The sequence below is a fragment of the Streptomyces prunicolor NBRC 13075 genome, from assembly GCF_000367365.1.
GTDB classification, from domain to species: domain Bacteria; phylum Actinomycetota; class Actinomycetes; order Streptomycetales; family Streptomycetaceae; genus Streptomyces; species Streptomyces prunicolor.
The window spans coordinates 48,727-75,291 of record NZ_BARF01000027.1 but is presented as its reverse complement, the minus strand read 5'-3'; the positions used below and the strand labels follow the sequence as shown (position 1 = coordinate 75,291).

Annotated in this window: 22 protein-coding genes; 11 read left to right on the top strand and 11 right to left on the bottom strand. The window is 70.8% G+C overall.

Annotation, left to right across the window (positions count from 1 at the left end; genetic code table 11):
- Positions 1-88: 88 nt before the first annotated feature.
- The 3 genes from SPR02S_RS12230 to SPR02S_RS12220 form a co-directional block, all read right to left on the bottom strand.
- Positions 89-889: a hypothetical protein gene (locus SPR02S_RS12230; protein ID WP_019057251.1), complete on the bottom strand. Its 801-nt coding sequence runs from the start codon at positions 887-889 to the stop codon at positions 89-91.
- A 257-nt stretch (positions 890-1,146) separates the two neighbouring features.
- Entirely contained in the window at positions 1,147-4,293 is a 3,147-nt protein-coding gene (locus SPR02S_RS12225; protein WP_019057250.1) for a sacsin N-terminal ATP-binding-like domain-containing protein, read from the bottom strand.
- A gap of 106 nt (positions 4,294-4,399) precedes the next feature.
- Positions 4,400-5,137 carry a helix-turn-helix transcriptional regulator gene (locus SPR02S_RS12220; RefSeq protein ID WP_019057249.1) on the bottom strand — a complete coding sequence of 246 codons (738 nt, stop codon included), beginning with the start codon at positions 5,135-5,137 and terminating at the stop codon, positions 4,400-4,402.
- A 191-nt stretch (positions 5,138-5,328) separates the two neighbouring features.
- On the opposite strand from SPR02S_RS12220, the gene SPR02S_RS55610 reads away from it, so the two are divergent.
- Complete coding sequence (locus SPR02S_RS55610) at positions 5,329-6,009, top strand: calcium-binding protein (protein ID WP_019057248.1); 681 nt, start codon at positions 5,329-5,331, stop codon at positions 6,007-6,009.
- Between the two features lie 84 nt (positions 6,010-6,093).
- Here the strand turns inward: SPR02S_RS55610 and SPR02S_RS12210 are convergent, their stop codons facing one another.
- The gene (locus SPR02S_RS12210; protein ID WP_019057247.1) at positions 6,094-6,804 is read right to left on the bottom strand and encodes a PH domain-containing protein; all 711 of its coding nucleotides are present in this window, start codon (positions 6,802-6,804) and stop codon (positions 6,094-6,096) included.
- A gap of 399 nt (positions 6,805-7,203) precedes the next feature.
- On the opposite strand from SPR02S_RS12210, the gene SPR02S_RS12205 reads away from it, so the two are divergent.
- Positions 7,204-8,076 (top strand): helix-turn-helix domain-containing protein, encoded by an 873-nt coding sequence (locus SPR02S_RS12205; RefSeq protein ID WP_019057246.1) that lies wholly within the window; start codon positions 7,204-7,206, stop codon positions 8,074-8,076.
- Here SPR02S_RS12205 and SPR02S_RS12200 read toward each other — a convergent pair.
- The gene (locus SPR02S_RS12200; RefSeq protein WP_019057245.1) at positions 8,070-8,624 is read right to left on the bottom strand and encodes a Uma2 family endonuclease; all 555 of its coding nucleotides are present in this window, start codon (positions 8,622-8,624) and stop codon (positions 8,070-8,072) included. The genes SPR02S_RS12205 and SPR02S_RS12200 overlap by 7 nt on opposite strands.
- Positions 8,625-8,662: 38 nt before the next feature.
- On the bottom strand, positions 8,663-9,589 hold the full coding sequence (locus tag SPR02S_RS12195) for a DUF3027 domain-containing protein (protein WP_019057244.1): 927 nt from the start codon (positions 9,587-9,589) through the stop codon (positions 8,663-8,665).
- Positions 9,590-10,011: 422 nt separating this feature from the next.
- On the opposite strand from SPR02S_RS12195, the gene SPR02S_RS12190 reads away from it, so the two are divergent.
- From SPR02S_RS12190 to SPR02S_RS12175, 4 genes are all read left to right on the top strand, one after another.
- The gene (locus tag SPR02S_RS12190; protein WP_026150455.1) at positions 10,012-11,436 is read left to right on the top strand and encodes an MFS transporter; all 1,425 of its coding nucleotides are present in this window, start codon (positions 10,012-10,014) and stop codon (positions 11,434-11,436) included.
- 73 nt (positions 11,437-11,509) lie between these two features.
- Positions 11,510-11,974 carry a hypothetical protein gene (locus SPR02S_RS12185; protein ID WP_019057242.1) on the top strand — a complete coding sequence of 155 codons (465 nt, stop codon included), beginning with the start codon at positions 11,510-11,512 and terminating at the stop codon, positions 11,972-11,974.
- Positions 11,944-12,627, top strand: coding sequence for a futalosine hydrolase (locus SPR02S_RS12180; RefSeq protein ID WP_019057241.1), 684 nt, complete (start codon positions 11,944-11,946; stop codon positions 12,625-12,627). The genes SPR02S_RS12185 and SPR02S_RS12180 overlap by 31 nt, the downstream gene beginning before the upstream one ends.
- On the top strand, positions 12,624-13,487 hold the full coding sequence (locus SPR02S_RS12175; protein WP_019057240.1) for a 1,4-dihydroxy-6-naphtoate synthase: 864 nt from the start codon (positions 12,624-12,626) through the stop codon (positions 13,485-13,487). Before SPR02S_RS12180 ends, SPR02S_RS12175 begins: the two co-directional genes overlap by 4 nt.
- Before the next feature lie 48 nt (positions 13,488-13,535).
- Here SPR02S_RS12175 and SPR02S_RS65690 read toward each other — a convergent pair whose 3' ends face one another.
- On the bottom strand, positions 13,536-13,919 hold the full coding sequence (locus tag SPR02S_RS65690; protein ID WP_019057239.1) for a cold-shock protein: 384 nt from the start codon (positions 13,917-13,919) through the stop codon (positions 13,536-13,538).
- A 151-nt stretch (positions 13,920-14,070) separates the two neighbouring features.
- On the opposite strand from SPR02S_RS65690, the gene SPR02S_RS12165 reads away from it, so the two are divergent.
- A complete protein-coding gene (locus SPR02S_RS12165; RefSeq protein ID WP_019057238.1) occupies positions 14,071-14,319 on the top strand; it encodes a hypothetical protein in 249 nt (82 codons plus the stop codon).
- Here SPR02S_RS12165 and SPR02S_RS12160 read toward each other — a convergent pair.
- Both SPR02S_RS12160 and SPR02S_RS12155 read right to left on the bottom strand, forming a co-directional pair.
- Positions 14,298-14,963 carry an HAD family hydrolase gene (locus tag SPR02S_RS12160; RefSeq protein ID WP_373283307.1) on the bottom strand — a complete coding sequence of 222 codons (666 nt, stop codon included), beginning with the start codon at positions 14,961-14,963 and terminating at the stop codon, positions 14,298-14,300. The genes SPR02S_RS12165 and SPR02S_RS12160 overlap by 22 nt on opposite strands.
- 52 nt (positions 14,964-15,015) lie before the next feature.
- Positions 15,016-16,017: a hypothetical protein gene (locus tag SPR02S_RS12155; protein ID WP_019057236.1), complete on the bottom strand. Its 1,002-nt coding sequence runs from the start codon at positions 16,015-16,017 to the stop codon at positions 15,016-15,018.
- Positions 16,018-16,147: 130 nt separating this feature from the next.
- Here SPR02S_RS12155 and SPR02S_RS12150 point away from each other — a divergent pair, with 130 nt between their 5' ends.
- On the top strand, positions 16,148-18,805 hold the full coding sequence (locus SPR02S_RS12150; RefSeq protein ID WP_019057235.1) for a helicase-associated domain-containing protein: 2,658 nt from the start codon (positions 16,148-16,150) through the stop codon (positions 18,803-18,805).
- A 75-nt stretch (positions 18,806-18,880) separates the two neighbouring features.
- Here the strand turns inward: SPR02S_RS12150 and SPR02S_RS12145 are convergent, their stop codons facing one another.
- Complete coding sequence (locus tag SPR02S_RS12145) at positions 18,881-19,363, bottom strand: NUDIX hydrolase (RefSeq protein ID WP_019057234.1); 483 nt, start codon at positions 19,361-19,363, stop codon at positions 18,881-18,883.
- Between the two features lie 257 nt (positions 19,364-19,620).
- Between SPR02S_RS12145 and SPR02S_RS55605 the strand changes: the two genes are divergently transcribed.
- Positions 19,621-22,179: a tetratricopeptide repeat protein gene (locus tag SPR02S_RS55605; protein WP_052346967.1), complete on the top strand. Its 2,559-nt coding sequence runs from the start codon at positions 19,621-19,623 to the stop codon at positions 22,177-22,179.
- A 135-nt stretch (positions 22,180-22,314) separates the two neighbouring features.
- Positions 22,315-23,958 carry a DNA repair helicase XPB gene (locus SPR02S_RS12135; protein ID WP_019057233.1) on the top strand — a complete coding sequence of 548 codons (1,644 nt, stop codon included), beginning with the start codon at positions 22,315-22,317 and terminating at the stop codon, positions 23,956-23,958.
- Positions 23,959-23,984: 26 nt separating this feature from the next.
- Here SPR02S_RS12135 and SPR02S_RS12130 read toward each other — a convergent pair whose 3' ends face one another.
- Positions 23,985-24,167: a hypothetical protein gene (locus SPR02S_RS12130; RefSeq protein ID WP_019057232.1), complete on the bottom strand. Its 183-nt coding sequence runs from the start codon at positions 24,165-24,167 to the stop codon at positions 23,985-23,987.
- A gap of 305 nt (positions 24,168-24,472) precedes the next feature.
- On the opposite strand from SPR02S_RS12130, the gene SPR02S_RS12125 reads away from it, so the two are divergent.
- Positions 24,473-26,536 (top strand): HelD family protein, encoded by a 2,064-nt coding sequence (locus tag SPR02S_RS12125; protein WP_019057231.1) that lies wholly within the window; start codon positions 24,473-24,475, stop codon positions 26,534-26,536.
- Positions 26,537-26,565 lie beyond the last annotated feature (29 nt).

The window sequence follows — 26,565 nt, the reverse complement described above, 5'->3', positions numbered from 1 at the left end:
GGAGCCGCAAATCGACACAGCCCCGCGCCCCTTAAAAGCAGCTGCCGCGACCCTGTCTTCGGGGCGCGGCAGCTGCTCTTAGGTACTGCTACTTGACGTCGACGTAGTCGCCCGTGGCGTTGACCGCCGGAGTCGTCGACGTGCCCGCGAAGCTGAAGCGGAAGTAACCGTCCACCGTCGCCTTGACCGTGGTCTTCAGGGTGCCTGTGGAGCTGGTCTTGATGGTCTTGACCGTGGTGTAGGTGCTGGCGCCCTTCTTGCGGAACTGGAGCTTCACCGGCTGGGTCGAGTAGCCCGCGTACTTGTTGGTCTCCCAGTTGGCGCGGCTCAGCTTGCCGGTGACCGTGATGGTCTTGCCCTTCTTGACGGGCTCCGGGGTGGCGTCGGCCGTCAGCTTGGACAGGCGCCGGACCGGGACGTTGCCCAGGTCGCCCTGGGTCTTCTTGGTGCCGTCGGCGGTGATGGCGAGGCCGCCCGCCTTCCAGGTGGCGGCGTCGGTGTTCAGCAGGTCGCTGGTCGGGCGGATGTAGATGGTGGCCTTGCAGTTCAGGACGGTCGTCGAGGCGGCGGTGCAGGTGCCCGGGTCGTCGCTGATGATCTTCGTGGTGGTGCTGGCGGCATCGGTGCCGCGGTAGATGAGCGGGCCGCTGGCGAAGTTGTCGGCGCTGACATCGAGGCTCGCGGCGTGCGTCACGGTGTAGGTGACCGGGACTGCGACCTTCGCGGTGGCACCGACGACGACGGCCTTGCCGCTGTTGACCTTCACCTTGGAGAAGGTGACGTTGAGCGTGGCGGCGGCCGTGTTGCCGACGGCCTGCGCGGCCGGTACGGCGAAGGCGGAGAGGACCAGGGCGCCGGAGACGGCGGCCACGGTGGCGCGTATGCGCATGCGTGTTCCCCAAGTGGGAAAGGGGGCCCCGGCGCGCTGGTCGTTCCGAACGGCTCGTCGTCGGCGCCTGGGGCCCAAGTGATGGCGGAGCCTGTTGGCTCACGTGATGTGATTCGCGACGGGTGGGGCAGGTTGTACGCGAAATCAGTTCTTTGCGCAGGGATTGCGAACTGTTGGTGCAGGTACAGGTGATGGCGGGGCGGCGCGCGGTGAGGTCGTGACGTCGTCCTTGGTGACCTTCGTGTCGCTCCCGCGCGCTAGTCGAACCAGCGGTCCCGCGCCAACTCCTCCGTCCGCGACGGGTCCTCCAGCAGTGCCGCGACCTCGAAACGGCGTGGCCACTGCCCGGCCGCCCAGGCGAGTCCGGCGGCGACGCCCTCCAGCGTCGACGCGTGCAGCACTCCGTCCCGTGTCCGGCGCCAGTCGATCTCCACGCCGTCCACGACGAGTTCCTCGTGTTCGACGTAGGTCGCGGGGGCGAGGGGGCCGAGGAGGACGCAGACGGAATCCGGCACGTCGTGTTCGGTGCCCTCCGAGTCCACCGACCCCGTCACCGACTCGCTCAGGCGGCGGACCTGGAAGAGTTCCGCCAACTCCGCTGCCCCGGACGGGCGTACGGGGAGGAGTGGGGTGCCGGAGGTGAAGGGGAGCAGGTCGGGTGAGTCGACGACCACCGCGTCCGCCGCGTCCACGACCGTCACCTCGCCGTCGACCACGGCGCGCAGGTCGTCGGGGAGGGTCACCTGGTCCGGGTCGAGGTCGGCCAACGCGCTGTACAGGGCGTGCAGTTGGGTGCCGGTGACCTCGCGGTCCGGGTCGGCGAGGCGGTCGAGGAGTTCGGCGGCGCCGCCGGGCTCGTCGAGGAGGGCGGCGACGGAGGTGCGGACGCCGAGGGCGCGCAGTACCTGTTCGTCGTCGAAGCCGGTCGCGTCCGCCTCGTCGTAGAGGCCGCGCAGGAGGGGGTCTCCGCCGGCGGCCAGGAGGCCTGCCGGGCGGCGGCCGTCCAGTACCGGGTGGCCTCGCAACCACCATGCCGTGTACGGCCGTACGACCTCGTGGGTGCCGTCGGGGAGGAGGATGCGGACCTGTTGGGTGATCGCGTCGCGGAGTGGGGGCTGGGCGAGGAGGGCCAGGGCTTGGGGCCAGCGGTCGTCGTCCACCAGGTCCAGGTCGCGGACCGCTACCAGTTCCGTGGCCACGGGGGGTACGGGGGTGTCGGGGAAGCGGTCCAGGACGTCTTCCGACCAGACGTCCACGGAGTCCAGGAGGCCGGGGTCGTCCGGTTCCGCGAAGTCGCTGTCCCGGGGCTCCAGTTCGTCCGGGTCCAGGACTACGTCGGTGGCGCGGACGAGGGCGAAGGTGGCGAGGACTCCGCAGGCTGCCAGGGGTTGTTCGCCCCAGCGGTCTGCCAAGTCGGCGTCCACGAAGGCCAGTTCGTCCTCGCGCATCACCTGGGCGAACGGGCTGCCGGGCAGGACCAGCTCACCGGCGGGCGCGAGTTCGCCCTCCTCGTCGGGCAGGGCGAGAGCGCCGAGCCAGGGTTCGTCACCGGGTTCGAGGTCCGCGTCCCGCACGAGGGCCAGCACCGTGTCCGCCAACTCCTCGGCGTCCGGGGCGGGTTCGTCCCATACGGCGCCGCCCTCGTCGTCCAGGGAGGCTGCTACGGCGGCTCGTACCTGGGGCGTCGTGAGGACCGCGCGGGGCGTCGCGGGCAGCGCGCCGAGCTTCTCCAGGAGGGGGTGCGCCGCGTCCGGGTGGGCGACCTTGAGGCCCAGTCGGGCGAGGACTTCGGGTTCGACCTGGGCGGAGTCGGGGGTGGGGAGGAGGACTTGGCGGGGCCCGATCGTCGTCCTGCCGTCGGCGAGCGGGACGGGGAGGCCGGTGAGGCGGTCCGGGTCCACGCCCGCGAGGCTGTCGTAGAGGCGGCGCCACCAGGCGGGGTCCTTCTCCAAGCCGGCCAGGCGGTCGACCGCGTCGGTGAGGGGGACTCGGGCTACGCCCAACGTCCTTAGTTCCACGCGGCGTTCGAGGCCTGCGGGGAGGAGCGTGGGCAGGACCTCGGCGAGGACCTGCACGGTGTCGACGCCCGCGCCCTCGACGACCTCGGCGTCCCGGGGCCGTAGCGACTCGGGCAACTCCGAGTCGTCGGCGCGGAGTTCGTTGTCGTCAGTGGGGGGTGCGATCGCGGGCGGGAGGAAGGGGGTGCGCGGGAGGCGCTGCAGGATCGCCTGGCGCAGGGTGCCGTCCAACTCGCCCTTGCCCAGGGGGCCGGGGACGAGGTCGATGATGCCGGTGGTCACCGGGCGCCAGGCGGCGAGGAGTTCGACGTATGCCTCCGCCGCGCGCTCCACGACGAAGTCGGTCAGCGGGCCGGGGGCGGCGTGGCGGCGGGTGGTGTCGAGGGGGAGGGAGGCGATCAACAGGGCGGGCACGCCCAGGGGTTCGTCGCTGGGGGTGGGCGCGTGGACGACGGGGCTGGTGCGGGGGCGGGCGGGGGTGCCGTCCGTGTCGACGGGGACGGCCCAGGTGACGGACCAGTACGGGCGCGACCGTTCCTCTACGGGACGGTCGGCCAGCAGTTCCTTGTCGAGCGTGCCGTGCGCGGCGGCCGTGCGCCAGCGGGTGGTTCCGTCGCGGGTGTCCGCTACGACCGTGTCGGCGCCGTCGGTGCGGCGGCTGAGGGTGCGGGGGGCGTCGTCGCCGACCTCGATCACGACCTCGGCCAGGCCGGGGAGGGCGAGCAGCAGCGCGTCGTCGACGGCGTTGAGGAGGCGCTCGGCGAGGTCCTCGGCCGCGGTGTCGCGCAGCGGGAGGATGACGACCGTGTCGTAGGGGTCGGGGGCGGTGCCCTCGGCGGCGAACGGGAGGCGGAGCAGCGGGATGTGGCCGTCGCGGCGGCGGATCTCGGTGCCGAGGCCGGGGCTGTGGCGGGCGGTTTCGTCGGCGAGGGTGCGGGCCTCGGGGAGGGACCAGCGGACGCCGCCGTGTCTGCCGACGACCGCGGGTTCGTCGGTCACGGCGACGACCGCGGCGAAGCCGACGCCGAAACGGCCGACCGCGCTGTCGCCCGCGTCGCGCTTCGCGGAGGCGCGGAGGGTGGAGAGGGATTCGACGCCGGTGGCGTCGAGGGGGGCGCCGGTGTTGGCGGCGCACAGGACGCCGTCGCGGAGGGTGAGGCGCAGGCGGCCGGGTACGCCGGCGCGGGCGGCGGCGTCGGCGGCGTTCTGGGCGAGCTCCACGACGAGGCGGTCCCGGTATCCGCCGAGGACGAGGTCCTCCTCGGCGTTGGCGTCCTCCCGGAACCGCGCCGGGCTGGTCGCCCAGGCGTCGAGCACCCCACGCCGCAGACGGGCGGTACCGAACGGATCGGCACCCTCGGCAGCGGGCCGCACGAACTTACTCACGTACGTTCACTCTCCTCATCGACGTCGCGATGAAGGTACCGCGCGGAGGGGAGGGGGTTGCGCGGGGCAGGTGTGGAGACGGGGTCGGGGTGGGGGCTCCGGTCGCTCACGACGTCTCGGGGAACAGCCTGGCGACAGCCGCCGTACGGCTCGACACCCCGAGCTTGCGGTAGACGTTCTCCAGGTGCTTGCGGACAGTGCTCGGCTCGACCACCAACTGCCCGGCGATGGCTCCGTTGCTCAGGCCCTTCGCCACGGCCCGCATGACGTCGAGTTCACGGAGCGTCAGCCGGACGGGCGTCTGCCGTCGCCGGGCGGCCTCGCGGTAGATGTCATACAGGTACGGGCGCATCAACTCCAGTGTGAGCCGGTCCCGTTCGCTGAAGGGGCGCACGTGCTCGCGGCTGAGGTTGTACATGCGGATGCGGCCGGGAGCGGTGGGCAGGGGCACCACGATCATGGTGGTGAAGGGGCGCATGTACTCGCTGAACAGGGCCAGGTTCCGGAACTCCCGCGTGGGCAGGTGGTCCGACAGCTGGGAAACCGCCAGATCACCGTGGCTCCGCTCGACCGCGACACAGTGGGGGTGCTGGTGCTTGAAGCGCCACCAGGCCTCGTCGTCCACCGGGGGGTAGTGGCCTCCGTACTCCACCGCCTGGTCGCCCAGCGGGGACCGGGTGGGCAGGTCCACCTCGCTGAACTCCGCCAGGTCGCAGGGGATCAGCCGCCCCAGTCCCTCGAGCAGCGACAGCGGCGGGACCTCGTCCGTCGTGCTGTGCCGTGCCTCGTCGATGACGTCGAGCATCGCCCGCATGTGGCGCTCGGTGAGCGAGTGACGGCTCATGACCGCGGCCCCCTTTCCACCGCCTCCGGCTGCTTCGAAGCTACGCCCCTTTGCCCGGTATCCGGGTCCGGTGGCGGGGTCCGGAGGATTCGCCGAATGGCGAATGGTGGCCACGAGGGGGCGGGGCCACCGTGGACCACGGAACATCCGCCCCCCTCGAACGGGGGGGGATCCATGGACGGGGAGAGCTCATGAACGGACGAACCAGGCCGAGGATCAGCCGGACGAAGATCCTCGCGGGGGCCGGAGCGGCGGTGCTGGCCCTGGCGGCCATGGCCGCCATCCAGACAGACGCGGCCGCGGCCACGACGCCGACCTGTTACGGCCTGACCGCCACCGTGTGGGGAGGATCGGGCAACGACACCATCAACGCCGGGCCGGCCAGGGACATCATCGCCGGCCTGGGCGGAAACGACACGATCAATGGAGGCGGGGGCAACGACGTCATCTGCGGGCAGGGCGGCAACGACCGGATCCTGGGCGGTGACGGCAAGGATCTCATCGCCGGCGACAGCGGCTCCGACACCATTCAGGGCGGGGCCGGTGACGACCGTCTGATGGGGTTCGCGGGCAACGACTCCCTTTGGGGGGACGCGGGCAACGACACGCTGGACGGCGGGAACGACCGCAATTTCACGGCGAATTGGGGCAACGACACGCTGACCGGCGGCCCCGGCAATGACGTCCTCAGGGGCAGCGCGGGCAAGGATCGCATCGAGGGCAAGAGCGGCTCCGACACCCTTCTGGGCTTGGCCGGCAACGACACGCTGTACGCGCGTGACGGCGTCCTTGACACCGTGAGCGGCAATGGCGGCTGGGATCGCTGCGTGACCGACCGTGTCGACACCAGGGTCGGGTGCGAGGCGAGTTGACCCACACGCCGACTCGGTTCCGGTTCGACGGGGTCGCCCTCCGGCAAGGGGAGGGCGGCCCCGTCGGCCGTGAATTTTCCGGCTTCAGGCGTGGTCCGGGGAACGTCGGTCGGCGAAGGTCTCGCCGAGACGGTCCAGGAAGAGGAAGAAGACGGGAAGGCAGAGCAACGGAACGCCCAGGAGCAGCAGGTACGAGTGCGTCGGCCGGTCCGTGAAGATCATCCAGCCGTCGAGGACGAACATGGCGACCACGACGACCAGGTCGGCGAGCAACGCCCGCTGCCACGCCGTACGCCGTCGCGCGGCGCGCAGGATGCGCTCCTCCACCTCGGGCCGCGTCCCGAACGACGCGAGCCCGAGCCGTACGGCGGTGGCGCACAGGTCGGCGGCCTCGTCGGCCGGGGCGTCCACCTGAAGCTCGTCGAGGTGGTGGAGGCGGACCCGGCGCCCGTCGCCGCCGTAGAGGTACGCCTGCCAACGAGGACTACCCCGCCTGACCTCTTCGACCCGGATGCCGTAGACGTCGGCCCAGGCCCAGGTACGAGTACGCAGCGGCCCCCGCACGGTGACTCCGTCGGCCGTCACGAACGTGCGCGCCCACCACTGCTCCAGCACCACCCGGGCGCCGATGAACAGCCAGAGCACCAGGATCAGCACCTGCCAGTCCGTCAGCCCGGTCGACGACAGCGAGTTCAGCGCGGTGACGACGACAAAAACCGCCACAGCCCCCAGGGTGGCGCTCGCCGCCGGCACGCCCCGGTGTCTGCGGTACTCCCGCTCGATCCCGTCATTCATGGGAACTCCCCCCGTTTTCAAGGCCCTTCATGACCGATGCGTCAGGGCGAGGGGATGTTACGACCGGCACCTATGAGCGCAGGACTCGCGACGAACTCCGTCCAGGCGGAACTGAACCTCGCACCGAAACCCGGAAACCCGAACTCCGGTGCAAGTGGCGCCCTTTCCCAAGAACCACGACGGTGAAAGAACCCCCACCAAGCCCCACCCCACCCTCCCGGCAGCCCGATCCGCCGTTCGTCCATCTGGGTGAACATCACCAACTACGCTGGATTCCGGGCAGGTTGCGTGATCTACGCTCAGCGCGACACACCCACAGACAGCGGACATACGACGGCCCTCGCCGGGACTGGCATCCCAAAGCGAGGGCCTGACCACCAAGGAAGAGATCGCTTCCCGATGGATACGCACGACATTAGCGCGCCCTCGCGCGCCCAGTCCCGGCACACCGCCGACAAACACCCGAACCAGCGGTACCGCGCCCCCGGCGTCGGTCTGACTCACGACAACTCCCGCCACACCACCCGCTTCACGGTGATCGGCAACCACCTCGCCCAGCACCCGGAGTTGTCGGCCCTGGCGATCGGACTCGGCGTCCACATCCAGTCCCTCCCCGCAGGCACCCGCGTCGACATCAAGACCCTCGCCGCCCGCTTCCCCGAGGGCACGACCCGAATCGCCGCCGCGCTACGGGAGTTGGAGACCCACGGCTACCTCCGTCGCGAACGGCACCGCATCCCCGACGGCCGCATCATCACCCGCACCATCTCCTGCAACCAGCCCGGCAGCAGCCGTAGAGACAGCCATGCCCCGGCGACACCGAAGAAGCCGAAGAAGGACAGTCCCCGCAAGGCGTTGCCGCCCGTACCGCACCCGTCCTACCCCTCCCCCGCACTCATCCAGCAGGCCACGGATCTCCTCACGGGACTCCGCCGCCACGACCCCCGCCTGCTCCTGTCGACCTGCGACACGGCCCACCTCGCGCAGGGAGTCGCCGCGTGGCTGGAGCGGGACGTGGCCCCCACAGCCGTACGCCACACCCTGACCACGGACCTGCCACCCGATCCCCTACGGCGGCCCGCAGCCCTCCTGGCCCACCGGCTGACGGCCCAACTCCCGCCCCCACCACCGTTCCGCGCCCCGGCCCCGCCACCGGCCGTACGCCACCCGCTCCAGAACTGCGACCGCTGCGACCGCGCCTTCCGCTCACCGACCCCGGGACATTGCCATGACTGCCGTGCTCCGGTTGCCGTCGGCCGCATTGGTCAGTGAACGTCCGCCTCCGGCTCCGGCAGCGGGAGTTGGTCGAGGTCGAGCGTGAAGGTGCGGCCGTCTGCCAAAGGGATGGGGAGCTTGCCGGTGCCGTACTTGTGGGTGTGGGCAGCGATGTAGCCCGTGCCGGTCGGCTGGGTGTGGAGGACGACTTCCCGCGCGTAGGGGTCCACGACCAGGTAGATGGGGATGCCGTAGCGACCGTACTTCGCCGTGCAGTCGTCGTAGTCCTTGCGGACGGAGGAGGTCGAGACGACCTCGGAGATCAGCAGGACGTCCTCGAAGCTGTAGCGCGTGCCCTCACGGCGGGCGTCCTCGCTCAGGATGGCGAAGTCGGGGGCGGAGTTCTCGTCGGCGGGGAAGTCGATGTACACGTCGGAGGCGACCTTCGCGTGACGGCCGAGGGAGAGCGAGTCGATCTGCATCGACCGGATGGTGCTGGAGTGCTCGAAACTCTGCGGCGTCAAGATGATCTTCCCGTCGATTCCGAAGAAAGCCACGTGCCCTTCGGGGAACTCGGTACGCGCAATCGTCGAGTCGATGCTCATGGCGCTGCTCCTCTCCCGTATGCCGCCAGAATACAGAGCTACGAGTGCCCCAGCTCCGCCGTTTCCTCGTCCACCCCCACCGAAACCGACCCCGAATCCGCCGCAGGCCGCAGCGGGAACGGGTCCACCATCGTCTCGTCGATCACATGCGGCGGCGGCTGGGGCGGTTTGGGCATGATCGCTGCTTCCGAGTGGCCGCCGCAGCCGTAGGACAAGGACACGACGTGGCCGTCCGCCGGGGAGAACTCGTTCGCGCAGACTCCGAACGCCTGGCCCAGGGAGCCGCCGATCGCGACCAGGAAGCCGCAGCTGACGCAGGCCGCGGGGGCCGCCTGGGCCATCGGGGTCTTCGAGCCGAAGCCGTCCTCCCAGCGGTCGGCGGCGACGTGGAGGCCGTAGCGGGAGAGGACTCGGGCACGGCGGATGCCCAGTTCCTCCGCCACCGACGCGATCGAGCCCCGGGTGGGGGCCATGGGGAGGGTGGCGGGGGTGCCCGCCGTTACTTCCGCGTCCTCCGCCTCCACCAGTTCCGCCATCTCCTCGGAGACCGCGGAGTTCGGCGGGGGCTCGTCCTCGCCCGTGTAGCCGGGCTCCAGGCGGAGGTCCTCCGCGTCCGTGGGGAGCAGGTCGCCGGGGCCCATGTCGCCGGGGCGGAGGCGTTCGCTCCACGGGACCCATTCGGGGGCGAGGAGGGAGTCCGGGCCGGGGAGCAGGACGACCTCGTCCAGGGTCACCAGCTTCGCGCGGGACGCCCGCGCCACCGTCACCGCCCAGCGCCAGCCCCGGTAGCCGAACTCCTTGCACTCGAAGAAGTGCGTGACCACACGGTCGCCCTCGGATTCGAAGCCCGCGTGTTCGCCGACCACGCCGGGCGCGGCGGCCTCCTCGGCTGCGGCACGGGCGAGGTCGACGGCCTCGGCGCACAGGCGGTCGGGGGTGCGGCTTCGCGTGGTCGCTGCGCTCACAGGTATCGCTTCTCTCCTACGCCGTCTCACGGGTGCGCCTGGTGTGGCGAAGGGAGCGGACGGAGCGGCTGAAAGACATGTACCAGGCCCTTGGGGGCACTGGTGGAGGGCCGCGTCGACGTCCGCACCCGATCGCGCTCGGGCACGCCTACGCCATCCATTCTGCGGGATGGCCGAGAGGCGCGCGGCCGAGAACAATCGCCACGGCGCGCTACGCACGCTACCTTCTCTCGCGCCATGCGCCCACACCGACAGCCCCTTGGGCGCCGCGCGGCGACCAAACAGAGACCTGAGCGGCGACCGGACAGGGACCTGTGCACGGCCACCCGGCGAGCTGTGCGGCGGCCCAGAATTCGCCCCCGTACGCCTCCATACGCGCGGTAACCGCACTACTCGCGCCGTTCTCGGGGCACTATGACGGGGTGGCAGCCGCGAGGGCGCCCCAAGGTGCCACCGGGATCGGTGGCACGAAGGGGAACATCCGAGGTGGCGGTTCGGGCCGGGTGAGCGGTTCCGTCCGTGCGATGGGTCGTGCCCTGCACTTCCCCGTCACCGGTACCGCCCGCGGTATCCGCAAGGCGACGCACGCGCACGGCGCGGGCGAGTCGGGGCTCGGCCGGCTGATCGAGCTGCACGCGGTGAACGGCGCCGGTGACGTCATGATCACCGTCGCCCTCGCCTCGACCGTCTTCTTCTCCGTGCCGACCGACGAGGCTCGGGGGCGGGTCGCTCTTTATCTCGCGATCACGATGGCGCCTTTCACTGTTCTGGCTCCTGTGATCGGGCCCCTTCTCGACAAGCTTCCGCACGGGCGCCGCGCCGCGATGGCCGCCGCGATGCTGGCCCGCGCCCTTCTCGCGCTGATCATCTCCGGCGCGGTCGCCAGCGGCAGCCTGGAGCTGTATCCGGCCGCTCTGGGCGCCCTGGTCGCCTCGAAGGCGTACGGCGTCGTCAGAAGCGCCGTGGTGCCCCGGCTGCTGCCACCCCGTATCTCCCTGGTGAAGGCCAACTCCAGAGTCACCCTCGCCGGGCTTCTCGCCACCGGCGTCGCCGCCCCGATCGCGGGCGGGCTGCACGCCATCGGCGATCCCTGGCCGCTCTACGGCGCCTTCGTGATCTTCGTCGCGGGCACGGTCCTGTGTTTCTTCCTGGACCCCAAGGTCGACTCGGCCAAGGGCGAGGACACGGCGCTGCTCGCGGCGGACGCGGACCATCTGCACGGGCCGCATCCCAAGGAGGTCAAGCGTCCGGGGCTGCGTACGGTCGGCATCGCCGTCACCCACGCGCTCGGCGCCAACGCGGCCCTGCGCTGGCTCTCCGGGTTCCTGACCTTCTTCCTCGCGTTCCTGCTGCGCGACCATCCGATGACCGGGCAGAGCGCGGCCGTGTCGCTCGGCATCGTCGCCGTCGCGGCGGGCGTGGGCAACGCGCTCGGTACGGCGGTCGGTTCCTGGCTGCGGCAGCGGGCGCCGGAACTCATCATCGTGACCGTCGTCGCGCTGGTGCTGGGCGCGGCCATCACCGCCGCGCTCTTCTTCGGGGCCGTGCTGGTGGCCTGTCTCGCGGCTACGGCAGGGTTCTGCCAGGCGCTGGCCAAGCTGTCCCTGGACGCGCTGATCCAGCGGGACGTGCCCGAACTGGTGCGGACCTCGGCGTTCGCGCGGTCCGAGACGATGCTCCAGATGGCCTGGGTGCTCGGCGGCGCGATCGGCATCGTCATGCCGCTGAACGGCGCCCTCGGCTTCACCCTCGCCGCCGGAGTCATCGCCCTGGGCTGGCTGACCACCCTGCGCGGGCTGCTCGCCTCGGCCCGTCAGGGGACCGGCGGACGCCCGCGAGTGGCCTAACCCTCGCCACCCGGCCCGGCACGCCGCACCCCACGTGGGGGGAGTACTGGACGGGCCCGATAGCCTTCGCCCCATGACCATGCAATCCGCTGTGCGACGCCGCCGCGCCGTCGCCGCCGCCGGCGCCGTTTCCGCCGGACTGCTCGTCCTGTCGGCGTGCGACAAGCCGACGCCGGTTTCGACGATCACCGTCGGGAGGAACTCGGTCCACACCGAGGCCACCTGCTACAACGACGGCGACGCGGTGAAGACCGCGGAGCTGACGAAGTGCCTGAAGGCCTCCACGTCGATCTCTGTCGACCCGGACGAGACCGTGCGCTTCGGTGTCGACCCGAAGATCGCCGACAACGGCTGGACGATCCTGATGAACGGTCAGCCGCTGACCGACTCCAGCAAGAAGACGTACCGCACGATCCCCGGCAGCGTGTTCTTCAACACCCAGTACGGCGCGACCGGCAACTCGACCGTCGTCTCCATCAAGGAGGGCGACAAGACGGTCAAGGGCCTGTGGTCCTTCAAGTTCAAGAAGGACTCCTGACCACGTCGTCCGTACGGATTCTCGTCGCCACCGCCGTCCCTGCCGAACGGGACGCGGTGGCACGGGCGTTCACGAGCGACAGCCGGGTCGATGTCATCGCCGCCGGGGTGGGTCCCGCCGCTGCCGCCGCCGCTACGGCCGTCGCTCTCGCCGGTACCCCGTACGACCTCGTCGTCTCCGCCGGGATCGCCGGTGGATTCCAGCCCGAGGCGCCCGTCGGTTCCCTCGTGATCGCCGACGAGATCACCGCGGCCGACCTGGGCGCGGAAACCCCCGACGGGTTCGTCCCGGTCACCGAGCTCGGCTTCGGGACCGTCACCCACCGTCCGCCGAGTGCACTCGTACGAGACCTCGCGGCCGCCACCGGCGCCCGCACCGGAGCCGTACTCACCGTCTCCACGGTGACCGGTACGGCCGCCCGCGCAAAGGAACTTCGCGCCCGCCACCCCCGGGCCCTCGCCGAGGCGATGGAGGGCTTCGGCGTCGCCGAGGCCGCCGCCGCGCACGGCATCCCCGTCCTGGAACTGCGCGCGGTCTCCAACCCCGTCGGCCCGCGCGACCGCACCGCCTGGCGTATCGGCGACGCGCTCGCGGCCCTGACGGCGGGATTCGGGAAGTGCGCGCCCGTACTGGAGAGTTGGAGACAGGTATGACCCCGTTCACTGAGCCTGTGCAGCCTTTGCGGATCGCCTACTCCCCCTGCCCGAACGACACGTTCGTCTTCGACGCCTGGGCCCATGGCCGGGTGCCGGGTGCGCCCACGCTCGACGTGACCTTCGCGGACATCGACATCACCAACGGCATGGCCGAACGCGGTGAGTTGGATGTGCTGAAGGTGTCGTACGCCGTGCTGCCGTACGTTCTCGACGAGTACGCGCTGTTGCCGTGCGGGGGTGCGTTGGGGAGGGGGTGCGGGCCGCTGGTCCTCACCCGGGGCGCGGACGTGGACCTGACCGGGCGTACCGTCGCCGTGCCGAGCGAGCGGTCGACGGCGTACATGCTCTTCCGGCTCTGGGCGGCCGACACGATTCCGGGCGGGGTCGGCGAGATCGTCGTCATGCCGTTCCACGAGATCATGCCGGCCGTGCGGGACGGGAAGGTCGACGCGGGGCTCGTCATCCACGAGGCGCGCTTCACGTACCAGAACTACGGGCTGCACAAGCTCGCGGACATGGGCGAGCACTGGGAGGCCACGACGGGTCTGCCGATCCCGCTGGGCGCGATCATCGCGAAGCGGTCGTTGGGCGCGGATGTGTTGAACCTCCTCGCCGAGTCCGTACGGGTCTCCGTCCGCGCCGCCTGGGACGACCCCGAGGCCTCCCGGCCGTACGTCATGGCGCACGCCCAGGAGATGGATCCGTCCGTCGCCGACCAGCACATCGGGCTGTACGTCAACGAGTTCACGGCGGATCTGGGGGACGACGGGTACGCGGCGATCCGGGGGTTGCTGACGCGGGCGGCGGCCGAGGGGCTGGTGCCGCCCCTCGGCCCGAACTCGCTCGAATTTCCCTAGGTTCCCGGCTCTCCTGGACCCTCAAGTTCCGCTGAATCTCCCGGACTTCTACACGTCCAGCTGGTCGGCGACCGCGCGCAGCAGGCCCGCGATCTTGGCGCCCGCGGGCTTGTCGGGATAGCGGCCGCGTTCCAGCATGGGGGTGATGTTTTCGAGGAGGGTGGTCAAGTCCTGGACGATGGAGGCCAGTTCGTCCGGCTTCTTGCGTTGGGCCGCCGCGACCGACGGGGTCGGGTCGAGCAGGGTCACCGAGAGGGCCTGGTCGCCGCGCTGACCGGCGACGACCCCGAACTCCACGCGCTGTCCGGGCTTCAGGGCATCAACTCCGGCGGGCAGAACCGAGGAATGGACGAAGACGTCACCGCCGTCGTCACGGGAGAGAAAGCCGAAGCCCTTCTCACTGTTGAACCACTTGACCTTGCCGGTAGGCACGTCTGTCCTCGTCCTCGTACTCGTCGGAAAACTGCTTCGGATAGCAGACCGGCGGGTCGTCGGGACCCGCCGGTACCAAGGCTAATGGTCTTCAGGCCGGTGACAAGACGTCGCCGGGTTGTTCCTCTGCGCAGGGAACTACCCTGGTCCAGTGCGCGACAAAACCCAAACGAATTCCGCCGCGGCCGGTGACCGACTGATCCGTGCCGGTGCCATCGTCTTTTTCCTCGGTGCGGTGGCCACACTCGTCACCGTGGTACCGCTGTTGCTCCACACGACGCCTTTTCCGACGTACATGTACCTCTTGAGCATGCTCATGGGCGTCGGATTCCTGCTCGCCGCCGGAGGCGTGCTCCAGTCCGTCGCCGCGGGGCGTCGTCAGGCGCGGGCCGGAAGGTAGTCCGAAAGCCATCGCGGGAACTCGGTGAGGTCGGCGAGCACGATGTCCGCCCCGGCGGCGCGCAGTTCGTCGGCGTCGCACGGGCCGGTCGCCACCGCGACCGACAGGGCTTCGGCAGTGCGGGCTCCGCGTACGTCTCCGACGTGGTCGCCGACGTAGACGCTCGCGCCCTCCTCGCGCAGCGCCTCCGCCTTCTGCTCGGCCCACAGGTTGCCGATCACCGCGTCGGCGTCGATGCCGAGGTGCGCGAGGTGCAGCTTCGCGTTGGGCTCGTACTTCGCGGTGACGACGATCGCCCGCCCACCCGCCGCGCGTACGGCCGCGATCGCCTCGGGTGCGCCGGGCATCGCGGGGGTCGCGGCGATGGCGATCGACGGGTACATCTCGCGGTACAGGTCGGCCATGGCGGGCAGTTCGTCCGCCGGGAACCAGTTGATCAACTCGTCCGCGAGCGGCGGCCCGAGCCGGGTGACCGCCAGATCGGCGTCGATGTACGTCCCCGTCCGCTCCGCCAGTGCCACGTAGCAGGCGTGGATACCGGGCCGGGAGTCGATGAGGGTCATGTCGAGGTCGAAGCCGACGGTCAGGGCGGGACGGGCGGTGGGCTGGTCACTGTTCTGGGCGCGCGAGGTCATATGGGCCATTGTGCCCAGTCGCTACGACAATCCCACCGGGCCCACTGAACGCCCGGCCGCCCTACCGCTGCCGCTGCGACCGCCACACCAGATACAGCGCCGACGCCACCGCCGCCCCCCGCACCACCCACGGCCAGGTCTCGGAGATCGCGGCGTTCATGTGGCCCTGGGCGATGGGGGTGCCCCAGCGGCCGGTGTTCCTGCCCCACAGCCAGACGATGCCGGCCACGACGGCCGCCGTCGGCAGACCGATCACCGCCGCCTTCGTCTCGGCGTCGGTCAGTCGCCGGGAGGCGTACGCGATGAGCCAACCCAGCAGCAGGGCGAACCAGTTGCCGAGTACGGCGCCCACCACGAGCAGCGCGGCGGCGATCAGGAGGAGGGGGTTGGACCAGCGGCCGACGGGGAGGCGGGGGACCATGCGGCGGCGCCGGGCGGGGACCACCGGCGCCTGCTCGATCACCGGGGCGGCCACCTGCTCCGGTACCGGTGCGGTCGGCGTCTCCTTCGGGGGTTCCTTCGGCGGCGGGGGCTTGAGGAGTTCGGGGATCTCGACCCCGCCGGTGAACCCGGGCACGCTGTCGCCGAGCGCGAATCCGTTGCCGCTCTCCACCCGCCACCAGTCGGGCTGCATGACGCTCGCGCCGAGTTCGGACGCGCTCGCGAGGTGCGGTGAGGAGGCGGAGTTGTCGGGCGGGGACGCCGGTTCGGGTGCGGCCTTGGCGAGGCGGGTGCGCGGCAGCGGTACGACCCGGCGCAGGCCCTTGGGCCGTAGATCGTCCTCGTGGTCCCGTTGTACGGGGACGGAGGGCGTCGGTGTCCGGGGGACGCCGGCGCCGGTGCCGGCCGCGGTGACGACCGCCTCCGGGGTGCCGAGGCCCTTGAGGATGCGCTGGACGGCGGCCGGTGTGTCCACGGTGGACTCGGCCCGGCGCCGGTCGATCTCGTTGCGCAGCTCGGACACGAGCCGCATCCGGGTGACCGAGGGCAGCTGCCGTCGGTGCGCGACGTCACCGACGCGGCTCAGATACTCGTAGACGACCTGGTCGCTCTCGATACCCACGAAGTCCCCTCAGGGGCGGGTGCGTTGGATACCCCTCGGTGACAGACGTTACCGCCAGCAGGCCCGATGCCGGGAACCTCACGTCGTACGCGCTCCCCCACCGTCACCCCCACCCGCTACCGTGGGTCGGATGAGCACCCCGGCCACGCCGCCCCGTTCGCTCGCGGAGGCACTCCGAACCAGGGACGACGTCTCCCTGGCCGCGCTGCTGCGCAGCCGCCCCGACCTCATCACGCCCGTTCCCACCGACCTCACCCAGCTCGCCACCCGGGCCGGTACGCGCGGGTCGGTCGTGCGGGCGCTGGAGCGGCTGGACCGTTTCGCGCTGCAGACGGCGGAGGCGCTGGCCGTGGCGGCGGACCCGGCGCCGTACGACGCGCTGCTCGGGCTGATGGCGGGGGACGCGCGCGATCCGGCCGTCACCGAAGCGCTGCCGCGCGCCCTGGCGACCCTGCGCGAGCAGGCGTTGGTGTGGGGCGCCGACGACCGGCTGCGGCTGGTGCGGACGGCGCGTGAGCTGTTGGCGCCATCGCCGCAGCATCCGTCGCCGACCGGGCTCGGGCCTACGGTCGCGGAGGCCACGGCGGGGATGTCGCCGGGCCGGATCCAGGAGATCGTGACGGCGGTGAGCCTGCCCTCCACGCATGACTCCGTCTCCGCGGTGGCCGCGCTCACCAAGCTGTTCACGGCCCGGAGGCGGATGAAGGCGCTGCTCGCCGGCGCCTCCGAGGAGTCCCTGGAGGTGCTGAACCGGCTGGTCTGGGGGCCACCCTACGGGCAGGTGACCGCCGAGCCCGCGGCCCGGCTGCGCTGGCTCATCGACCGGGGGCTGCTGCTGCCCACCGCGCCCGGCACGGTCGTACTCCCCCGCGAGGTGGCCCTGCATCTGCGGGCCGGGCGCGCGCACCGCGCGGCAGAGCCGGTGGCGCCGGCGGTCGAGGCGAAGGCGACGCACCGTCCACAGGTTGTGGACACGACGGCGGCCGGGCAGGCGTACACCGCGCTGGCGACGGTCGAAGAGCTGCTGAAGGACTGGGACGAGGGCGGGCCGACGGTCATGCGCGCGGGCGGCCTCAGTGTCCGTGACCTGAAGCGGACGGCGGTCGCGCTGGATGTCGCGGAGCCCGTCGCCGCGTTCTGGGTCGAACTCGCTTATGCGGCGGGCCTGTTGGCCTCCGACGGCGAGACGGACGAACGGTACGCGGCGACCCCGGCCCACGACGAGTGGCTGGAGCAGCCCGCCGCGCAGCGCTGGGCCCGGCTCGCGGAGGCGTGGCTCACGGCGACCCGGACGTCGGGACTGGTGGGCGGGCGGGACGGGAAGGACCGGACGCTGTCCGCGCTGGGCCCGGGGCTGGACCGGTCGGCGGCTCCGGAGGTACGGCACCGGGTGCTGGGCCTGCTCGCGGGGCTCCCTGAGGGGGCCTCGCCGTCCGCCGAGTCCGTGCTGGCGCGGTTGCGGTGGGAACGGCCGGTTCGAGGGGCGGGGGGTGCGCAGGCGGGTCCGCAAGAGGGCGACGATCTGCGTAGTCGCCTTGCCCGGTGGACGTTGAGCGAGGCGGAGATGTTGGGGGTGACGGGGCGGGGGGCCCTGTCGGCGCAGGGGCGGGCGTTGTTGGGGCTGCGGGGTGCGGTGGCGGGTGGCAGAGGTAGTGGCGGTGGTAGAGGCAGTGGCAGAGGTGTGGAGGGCGGGGACGGGGGTGGCGGGCTCGCGGTGGCCGGCTTCTCCGGCGTCGCCGACCCCTCCGATCCCTCAGCCCCGTCAGCCCCCTCCGGCCCCGGCGACAAGCTCCCGGTCCATCACCACCACCGCCCGCCCACTTCCCCCCAACCCCTCTCCCCCGCCGAGCAGGCCGCGGCGAGTGCGGCCGCCGCTCGTCTCCTCGCGCCGCTCCTCCCCGAGCCCTTGGACCACGTCCTGCTCCAGGCGGACCTGACGGCGGTGGCGCCGGGCCCGTTGGAGCGGCCGTTGGCGGACATGCTGGACGTGCTCGCGGACGTGGAGTCGAAGGGCGGGGCGACGGTCTACCGCTTCACGCCGGGCTCGGTGCGCCGCGCGCTGGACGCGGGCCGTTCCGCCTCCGACCTGCACGACTTCCTCACCGCGCACTCCCGTACGCCGGTCCCGCAGCCCCTCGCCTACCTGATCGACGACGTCGCCCGCAGACACGGCCATCTGCGGATCGGCGCGGCCTCGGCGTACGTGCGCTGCGACGACGACTCGGTGCTCTCCGAGATCCTGGCCGACAAACGGTCCGCGGGCCTGCGCCTGCGCCGCCTCGCGCCGACCGTGCTGGCCGCCCAGGCCGACCCGGCGGCACTGCTGGACGGGCTGCGCGCGATGGGTTTCGCGCCGGCCGCCGAGTCCGCCGACGGCGATGTCGTCATCACCCGGGCCCACGCCCACCGCAGCCCGCCCCGCACGGCCCCGGAACCGGTGCCGGACGGCCCGCCGACCCCGGACGCCACCCTCCTGTCGGCGGCGATCCGCGCGATCAGGGCGGGCGACCGCGCCTCCACGACGCCCCTCAAATCGACCCCGTCGCCGAACGGCGAACTCCCCCGCACCAGTTCGGCCGAGACCCTCGCCACCATGCAGGCCGCCGTCCTCACCGGCGACACCCTCTGGATCGGCTACGTCAACGCCGAGGGCACCGCGAGCCAGCGCGTCATCGCCCCGATCCGCGTGGAGGGCGGCTTCGTCACGGCGTACGACCACACGGCGGACGAGGTACGGACGTATCCGCTGCACCGGGTGACGGGGGTGGCGGAGTTGGCGGAGGGGTAGGTGGTTGAAAAAGTGTGACACTTTTCGCCTAAGTGTCACACTTTCGCGGCGAGGGTGGCCCCGGACCGGCTCGCTTCAGCTCAGGTAGCGGGCCAGTGCCTCGACGGAGTCGGCCACGAACGTCGGACGCCGGGCCATCTCCCGCAGCTCGTCCTCCGTGACCCACGCGTGCCAGGCGATCTCGGCCGGGTCGGGAGTGATGTCCTCGTCGACCACCGCTTCATGAATACCGAGCCAGTACGGACTGATCGCGCCCCGGCACAGGAACTTCAAGGCGAACCGCACCGGCGCCCGCACCCCGAGTTCCTCGGTGAGTTCACGGGCCGCCGCCTCCTCGTAGGACTCCCCGACCTCCGCCGCGCCGCCGACCATGAAGTTGTACTGCCCCGGGAACCGGGACATGTCCGCCGCCCGCCGGTGCACCAGGAACCGGCCCGCCGCGTCCCGGCACACGATCGTCGCGACGCGGTGCGGCCAGTGGCGCGTGATGGCCTCGCCCCGGTCCACGACCCCGAGCACCCGGTCCTGTTCGTCGACCCGCTCCACCAGTTCGCCCATGGCCTCCACCCTCAGCTCTCCCATGGCCCCACCCTCTCAGCGCCCCGCCGTGATCATCGGCCGGTAGTGCACACTCTGCCGAAGGGAACCGGCACCTCGAACTCGTTTGGCAGAAAGCCGTTTTGATCGTCAGCCAATGCTCGGAGGCTATGCGTCAGCGCCGTGAAGGCCGACGCGTTTCTCGCAACACTGACGGACAGAGCGTTCGGCCAGCTCCTAGCGTTAAGGCTCTGGCATCGGGCGAAGGCGAGGAACATGTGACCGGCTCGGAGGACAGCTACGGCGTCCACAACCAGATCAGTGGTGGGCTGTATTTCAACGCCGTGGTCCAAGGCGCCAATGTGACACTCCAGCTCCCCGCCACGGTCCCACCCGCACTCACCGGCATGCCTACGCCCTCCCCGGCCTTCACGGGCCGAGACACAGAACGAGACACCTTGCTCGCGGCGCTCCGGCCAGGCCAGGACTCAACCGGCACGAGCCATGTGATCGCGGGGCTGCCCGGGGTGGGGAAGACCGAACTCGTTCTTCAGGTGGCCCATCGCGCGCTGGACACAACGAACTTTCTCCCAGGCGGAGTTCTCTTCATCAACCTCTTCGGCTACGACGACCGGCGACGTGTTGGCCCGCACCGGGCTCTGGGCTCGCTGCTCCGCTCCCTGGCCGTGCCGGACGAATACATCCCGGACGACCTCGAGGACCGGGCGCGGCTGTACCGCTCCGTCCTCGCCACCTACGCGGCGAAACAGCGGCGGATCCTCCTGGTCCTCGACAACGCGATGAGCAGCGCCCAGGTCCGTCCGCTGCTTCCCGGCGACCCGCGCATTCCTGTGCTGGTCACCTCTCGACACTCCCTGAGCGATCTCAGGGCCCGCCTGCTCGACCTGTCCGTCCTGGAACAGCAGGCTGCGGTGCAATTCATCGAACGGAGCCTGCGAGCGGTTGTCGGTGCCACAGACACCCGAGTGGCGGACGAGCCGGAAGCAGCCGACGAGGTGGCGTCACTGTGTGGCCGGCTCCCCCTCGCGCTCTCGGTTGTCACCGCCCTGCTGGCCGACCTCCCGACCCGGCCGCTGCATTCCATGGCGATGGCCCTGAGCGACGCGCGCCACCGTTTGGGGCGGCTCAGCCGTGAGGACCTCGCTGTCCGGGCTGCCTTCGATCTCTCGTACCAGCACCTGCGGCCGGACCAGGCCAGACTCTTCCGACTGATGCCGCTCAATCCGGGGCCCGATCTGTCCACCGAGGCGCTGGCCCGGATGGCCGGTATGGCACGCGATGAGACGGAGCTGTTGCTGCTGCCGCTCGCTCGCGGCCATTTAGTCGAGCCCGGATCGTCGTACGGACGCTGGCGCATGCATGACCTCATGCGCCTGTTCGCGGACGAGCTGTGCCACGCGCAGGACGGGTCGCAGGCACGGGAGGCGGCCGTGGACCGGTTGTTCCAGCACTACGTCACCACCGCACACGCCGCCGACGCCCACGTGGGCGCGGGAGCCCAGCCCGATCCCCTCTTCCCTGATCTGGACACCGCCCTGACCTGGCTGGACACCGAACGACACAACCTGCTGGCCGCCGCTCTCGCCGCACCGGCGTTGGGACGGCCGGAGGTGCTGCTCCAACTGCACTATTCACTGATCGACTTCCAGTCCCGGCGTCGGCACCTCGACGAGTACGCCGAGCTCGCTCTCGCGGCGCTCAAGACGGTCCGGTCACCGGATCGACCACTGCTACGACGAGACCACGAAGCAAGTGTCCTGAACAACCTGGCCACGGCCCAGCGCGAACTGCGTCGGTTCGACGACGCGGTGGCCTCGTACCGGGAGGCGGAGCGCCTGCTCGCGCTCAAGGGAGACACCATCTCCGTAGCCGGCACCCTGAACAACCTCGGCCTGACCTACCAGCAGATGAACCGGCCGGAGGAGGCCGTGGACTTCCTCCGGCAGGCCTTGGCTCTGTACTCGCCGGAGACCGACCGCCGTCTCCTGGGCATGGCCTACAACAACCTCGGCCAGGCCCTGCACAACCTGCGCAGACTTCAAGAGGCGGCCGAGGCCATCACCGAGGACATCACCATCTGCAAGGAGGTCGGCGACCGCGCAGGTGAGGGCATCGCGCTCAACAACCTGGGGATGGTGCTGCGGGACATGGGGCAGTTCCCGGCTGCCGCGGAAGCCCACAAACGCGCCCTTGCAGTCGCCAGGGAGATCAAAGACCTACGCAGCGAGGGCATGGCCCAGGCGAACCTCGGGCTGGTCCTTGCCCTGGGCCGCGAGGGACGCGGACCGCGCGAGGCAATCGACAGGCTTACGACGGCTGTGGACATCCTGGACTCGCTGGGCGACGAACACATGGCGGCTCAGGCACGGAACCACCTCGGCATGGTCCTTATAGAAGTCGGCAACCCGCAGGAAGCGATTGAGTCTCTGTCATTAGTGCTTGAGGCGAGCCGCCGGGCCGGGGATCCGTACACCGAGGCAATGGCGTTGACCAACCTCGGCTCGGCCCTGGAACTGTCTGGCAGGTACGGCGAGGCTGTACGAGCCCAGAGAAAGGCCGTCACCCTCTACGGGCGCCTGGGGGAACGGCACCACGAAGCGCAAGCCCTGTTCAACCTCGGCGTCGCCCTCCGACGTACAGGGGACCTGCGAACGGCGGACGACGCGTTCGGCGAGTCCGCCGCCGCCTTCCAGGAGACTGGCGACGAGGTGCTTCTCGCCAGGGTCACGGAACTCCGGAACGAGACCCGGAAAACGCGCCATTGGCGGCCGCACTGGTGGCTGCGGCGTCAGAAATCCCTGTACCACCAGCCCTGATATGAAAGAGGCCCAGATCACACACCCTGCCCCCTCTCGCCGGCTATCCGCCCGATCCCCTCAGTAGTGCACACTGGACGTTTGGCCGTCCCGAGTCCTCCAGGCCCGGCGAGCCCCGCAGAAAGGCAGTCGCGCGTGAATGGCCCCCTCATCGTCCAGTCCGACAAGACCCTGCTCCTTGAGGTCGATCACGAGCGAGCCGACGAGTGCCGGCGCGCCATCGCGCCGTTCGCCGAGCTGGAGCGGGCGCCCGAGCACATCCACACGTACCGGGTGACGCCGCTGGGGCTGTGGAACGCGCGGGCCGCCGGGCACGACGCCGAGCAGGTCGTGGACGCGCTGGTGGAGTACAGCCGGTATCCCGTGCCGCACGCGCTGCTCGTGGACATCGCCGAGACCATGGACCGGTACGGTCGGCTGACGCTGAGCAAGCACCCGGCGCACGGGCTTGTGCTCACCACCACCGACCGGCCCGTGCTGGAGGAGATCCTGCGCTCGAAGCGGGTCGCCCCGCTGGTCGGCAACCGGCTCGACCCCGACACCGTGGCCGTGCACCCCTCCGAGCGCGGGCAGATCAAGCAGGTGCTGCTGAAGCTGGGCTGGCCGGCCGAGGACCTCGCCGGGTACGTCGACGGTGAGGCGCACGCGATCGAGCTGGACGAGGACGGGTGGGCGCTGCGGCCGTATCAGAAGCAGGCCGTGGAGAACTTCTGGCACGGTGGGAGCGGTGTCGTCGTACTGCCCTGTGGGGCGGGGAAGACCCTCGTCGGCGCCGGGGCCATGGCGCAGGCCAAGTCGACCACGCTCATCCTCGTCACCAACACCGTCTCCGCCCGGCAGTGGAAGCACGAGCTGATCAAGCGGACCTCGCTGACGGAAGAGGAGATCGGCGAGTACAGCGGGACGCGGAAGGAGATCCGGCCCGTCACCATCGCCACCTACCAGGTGCTGACCACGCGGCGGAAGGGGATCTACCCCCACCTGGAGCTCTTCGACTCCCGCGACTGGGGGCTCATCCTCTACGACGAGGTGCACCTGCTGCCCGCGCCCGTCTTCAAGTTCACGGCGGATCTGCAAGCACGGCGGCGACTGGGCCTGACCGCGACCCTCGTGCGCGAGGACGGCCGGGAGTCCGACGTGTTCTCCCTCATCGGGCCGAAGCGGTTCGACGCGCCCTGGAAGGAGATCGAGGCGCAGGGGTACATCGCGCCCGCCGACTGTGTCGAGGTACGCGTCAATCTCACGGAGTCCGAGCGGCTCGCCTACGCCACCGCCGAGGCCGAGGAGAAGTACCGCTTCTGTGCGACCACCGCGACGAAGCGGAAGGTCACGGAGGCGATCGTGCGCCGGTTCGCCGGTCAGCAGATCCTTGTCATCGGGCAGTACATCGACCAACTCGACGAGCTGGGCGAGCACTTGAACGCGCCCGTGATCAAGGGCGAGACCTCCAACGCCCAGCGGGAGAAGCTCTTCGGCGCCTTCCGCGAGGGTGAGATCAGCGTGCTCGTGGTCTCCAAGGTCGCCAACTTCTCCATCGACCTGCCGGAGGCCACCGTCGCCATCCAGGTGTCGGGCACGTTCGGCTCGCGCCAGGAGGAGGCTCAGCGGCTGGGCCGCGTACTGCGGCCGAAGGCCGACGGGCACCAGGCCCACTTCTATTCCGTCGTCGCGCGCGACACGATCGACCAGGACTTCGCCGCCCACCGCCAGCGCTTCCTGGCGGAACAGGGGTACGCCTACCGGATCATGGACGCGGACGAGATCCTCGCGGAGAACTGAGCACCCGCCGTAGGTGACCCCGGTGGTCACCTACGGCGAACGCCCGCTTCCTCGCCGTACTCGCCGAGGACGACCACGCTGAACGCGGCGCCCGCGAACACTTTTATCGCGCGCAGGGCATTGCCGAGGCGATGGGGGTGGCTGCCGCCGGCGACCGGTGTGGCACCGGACGGGCGGGCGGGGACCGGGGTGATGGTTGCTGCGCTCATGACTCCATGGTGCGTCTTGGGACATAAGGGCGGCATCGGTCCAGAGAGCCAATCTGCGGACCGCCCATGTACGCCTCCGGGTGGACCCGTTCCCCTCCTGGGTGGAGGGGGCGTCCCCTAGGGGAAACCCGCGCAAGCGTCAACGCCGCCGTAAAACCATTCGCCTCCGCCACTTCCGCTGACCTAGAATCTCCGCTCTTGCCCGCCTCCCCGCAGGGAGTGCCACCGCCCGGACGGAAACCGGCCGGTATCCCATCGAGCACACACCCAGCAGCCGCATCAGCAGGCCCTCTGGAGGCACCCCCTTGTCCACGCCCGCCGCCGACCCCCTCGGCGCCCATCCCGACGACCCCCTCTCCCGCGAACGCTCCCACCTGGCCTCCTCCCGTTCCGCGCTGCGCGCCATGCGCGAGGACGTCGAGTCGCTCGACATCAAGGACGTCACGGCGAACTGGGTCAACGCCGCGGTCCTCTCCCGCCAGATCGACGACCGCATCAAGGCGCTGGCCGACCTGAGCGACACCCCGCTGTTCTTCGGCCGGTTGAACTACCTGCACTCACCCGGCGCCGAGCAGGCCGAGGGCGCGGCGGGAGAACAGTTCTACATCGGGCGCCGGCATGTGCACGACGCCGACGGCGACCCGATGGTCATCGACTGGCGTGCGCCGGTCTCGCAGCCGTTCTACCGGGCGTCCAAGAAGGACCCGCTGGACGTCTCGCTGCGCCGCCGGTTCGGTTACACGGGCGGCGACCTCACGGCGTACGAGGACGAGCACCTCATGGACCCCGCCGAGGCCGCCGCCACCAGCAAGCTGCTGCAACAGGAGATCGAGCGGCCCCGCGTCGGCCCGATGCGCGACATCGTCGCGACCATCCAGCCCGAGCAGGACGAGATCGTACGATCCGGTCTCGGCGGGACAGTGTGCGTGCAGGGAGGTCCGGGTACCGGAAAGACCGCCGTCGGCCTGCACCGGGTCGCCTATCTCCTCTACGCCCATCGTGAGCGGCTCGCCCGCACCGGCACGCTCGTCATCGGGCCGAACAAGTCCTTCCTGCACTACATCGAGCAAGTCCTGCCCGCGTTGGGCGAGTTGACGGTCCGCCAGGGCACGGTGGACGACCTGGTCGCCCACGTCGAGGTGCGCGGCACGGACGAGGCACCGGCCGCCGTCATCAAGGGCGACGCGCGGATGGCCGAAGTCCTCCGCCGAGCCATCTACTCGCACGTGACCATTCCCACCGAGCCGGTGATGGTGGTGCGCGGCTCGCGCCGCTGGCGGGTCCCGGCGTACGAACTCGAAGCCATCGTGCGGGAGTTGCTCGACCGCGACATCCGCTACGGCGCCGCCCGCGAGGCGCTGCCGCAGCGCATCGCGCATGTCGTGCTGGTGCAGATGGAGCGGTCCGGGGAGGCGCCGGACGACCGGGTGCAGGACGCCGTGGCCCGCAACGCGGCGGTGAAGGCGGCCGTCAAGGCGATGTGGCCGCCGGTCGAGCCCGCGAAGCTCGTACTGCGGCTGCTCACCGACGCCGACTTCCTCGCCGCGCACGCGGAGGGGATCCTCGACGAGGACGAGCAGAAGACGATCCTCTGGGCGAAGGCCGTGCGGAGCGTGAAGGCCGCCAAGTGGTCTGCCCCCGATGCCGTGTTGATCGACGAGGCGACCGACCTGGTCCAGCGGACGCACTCGCTCGGGCATGTCGTGCTCGACGAGGCGCAGGACCTCTCCCCCATGCAGTACCGGGCGGTCGGCCGCCGCTGCACCACCGGTTCCGCGACCGTCCTCGGCGACCTGGCGCAGGGCACCACGCCCTGGGCGACCAGGAGTTGGGACGAGGCGCTGGCCCACCTCGGCAAATCGGACGGTGTGATCGAGGAGTTGACGGCCGGTTTCCGCGTGCCGACGGACGTCATCACCTACGCCTCCCGACTCCTCCCCCACATCGCCCCGGGGCTCACGCCCGTCGCCTCGGTCCGTGAGAACCCGGGCTTCTTCGACCTCCGCTCCGTCGCCGACACCACCGAAGTGGTCGCCGCCTGCGAGGAGTTGCTGCGCAACGAGGGGTCGACGGGCCTGATCGCCGCCGATGCCAGGATCCCGGCGCTGGCGGAAGCCCTCACCGCGGCGGGCATCGGCTACATCGACCCGGGTGAGGAGACGACCGTAGAGACCCGTCTGACGTTGGTCCCGGCGTCGCTCGCGAAGGGGCTGGAGTACGACTACGTGGTCCTCGACGAGCCGCAGGCCGTGGTCGACGGCGAACCGGACGAACGCACCGGCCTGCGGCGCCTGTACGTGGCTCTGACCCGAGCGGTGTCGGGCCTGATCGTCACGCACGCGGCCCCGCTGCCGTCCCAACTCGCCTGAGCGGAAAGGGCTGTTGAGGGAGGGGGCGG

Coding starts and splice junctions, on each gene's coding strand:
- SPR02S_RS12230 (WP_019057251.1), bottom strand. CDS start 889: ATGCGCATACGCGCCACCGTGGCCGCCGTCTCCGGCGCCCTGGTCCTC.
- SPR02S_RS12220 (WP_019057249.1), bottom strand. CDS start 5,137: ATGAGCCGTCACTCGCTCACCGAGCGCCACATGCGGGCGATGCTCGAC.
- SPR02S_RS55610 (WP_019057248.1), top strand. CDS start 5,329: ATGAACGGACGAACCAGGCCGAGGATCAGCCGGACGAAGATCCTCGCG.
- SPR02S_RS12210 (WP_019057247.1), bottom strand. CDS start 6,804: ATGAATGACGGGATCGAGCGGGAGTACCGCAGACACCGGGGCGTGCCG.
- SPR02S_RS12205 (WP_019057246.1), top strand. CDS start 7,204: ATGGATACGCACGACATTAGCGCGCCCTCGCGCGCCCAGTCCCGGCAC.
- SPR02S_RS12200 (WP_019057245.1), bottom strand. CDS start 8,624: ATGAGCATCGACTCGACGATTGCGCGTACCGAGTTCCCCGAAGGGCAC.
- SPR02S_RS12185 (WP_019057242.1), top strand. CDS start 11,510: ATGACCATGCAATCCGCTGTGCGACGCCGCCGCGCCGTCGCCGCCGCC.
- SPR02S_RS12175 (WP_019057240.1), top strand. CDS start 12,624: ATGACCCCGTTCACTGAGCCTGTGCAGCCTTTGCGGATCGCCTACTCC.
- SPR02S_RS12160 (WP_373283307.1), bottom strand. CDS start 14,963: ATGGCCCATATGACCTCGCGCGCCCAGAACAGTGACCAGCCCACCGCC.
- SPR02S_RS12150 (WP_019057235.1), top strand. CDS start 16,148: ATGAGCACCCCGGCCACGCCGCCCCGTTCGCTCGCGGAGGCACTCCGA.
- SPR02S_RS12145 (WP_019057234.1), bottom strand. CDS start 19,363: ATGGGCGAACTGGTGGAGCGGGTCGACGAACAGGACCGGGTGCTCGGG.
- SPR02S_RS12130 (WP_019057232.1), bottom strand. CDS start 24,167: ATGAGCGCAGCAACCATCACCCCGGTCCCCGCCCGCCCGTCCGGTGCC.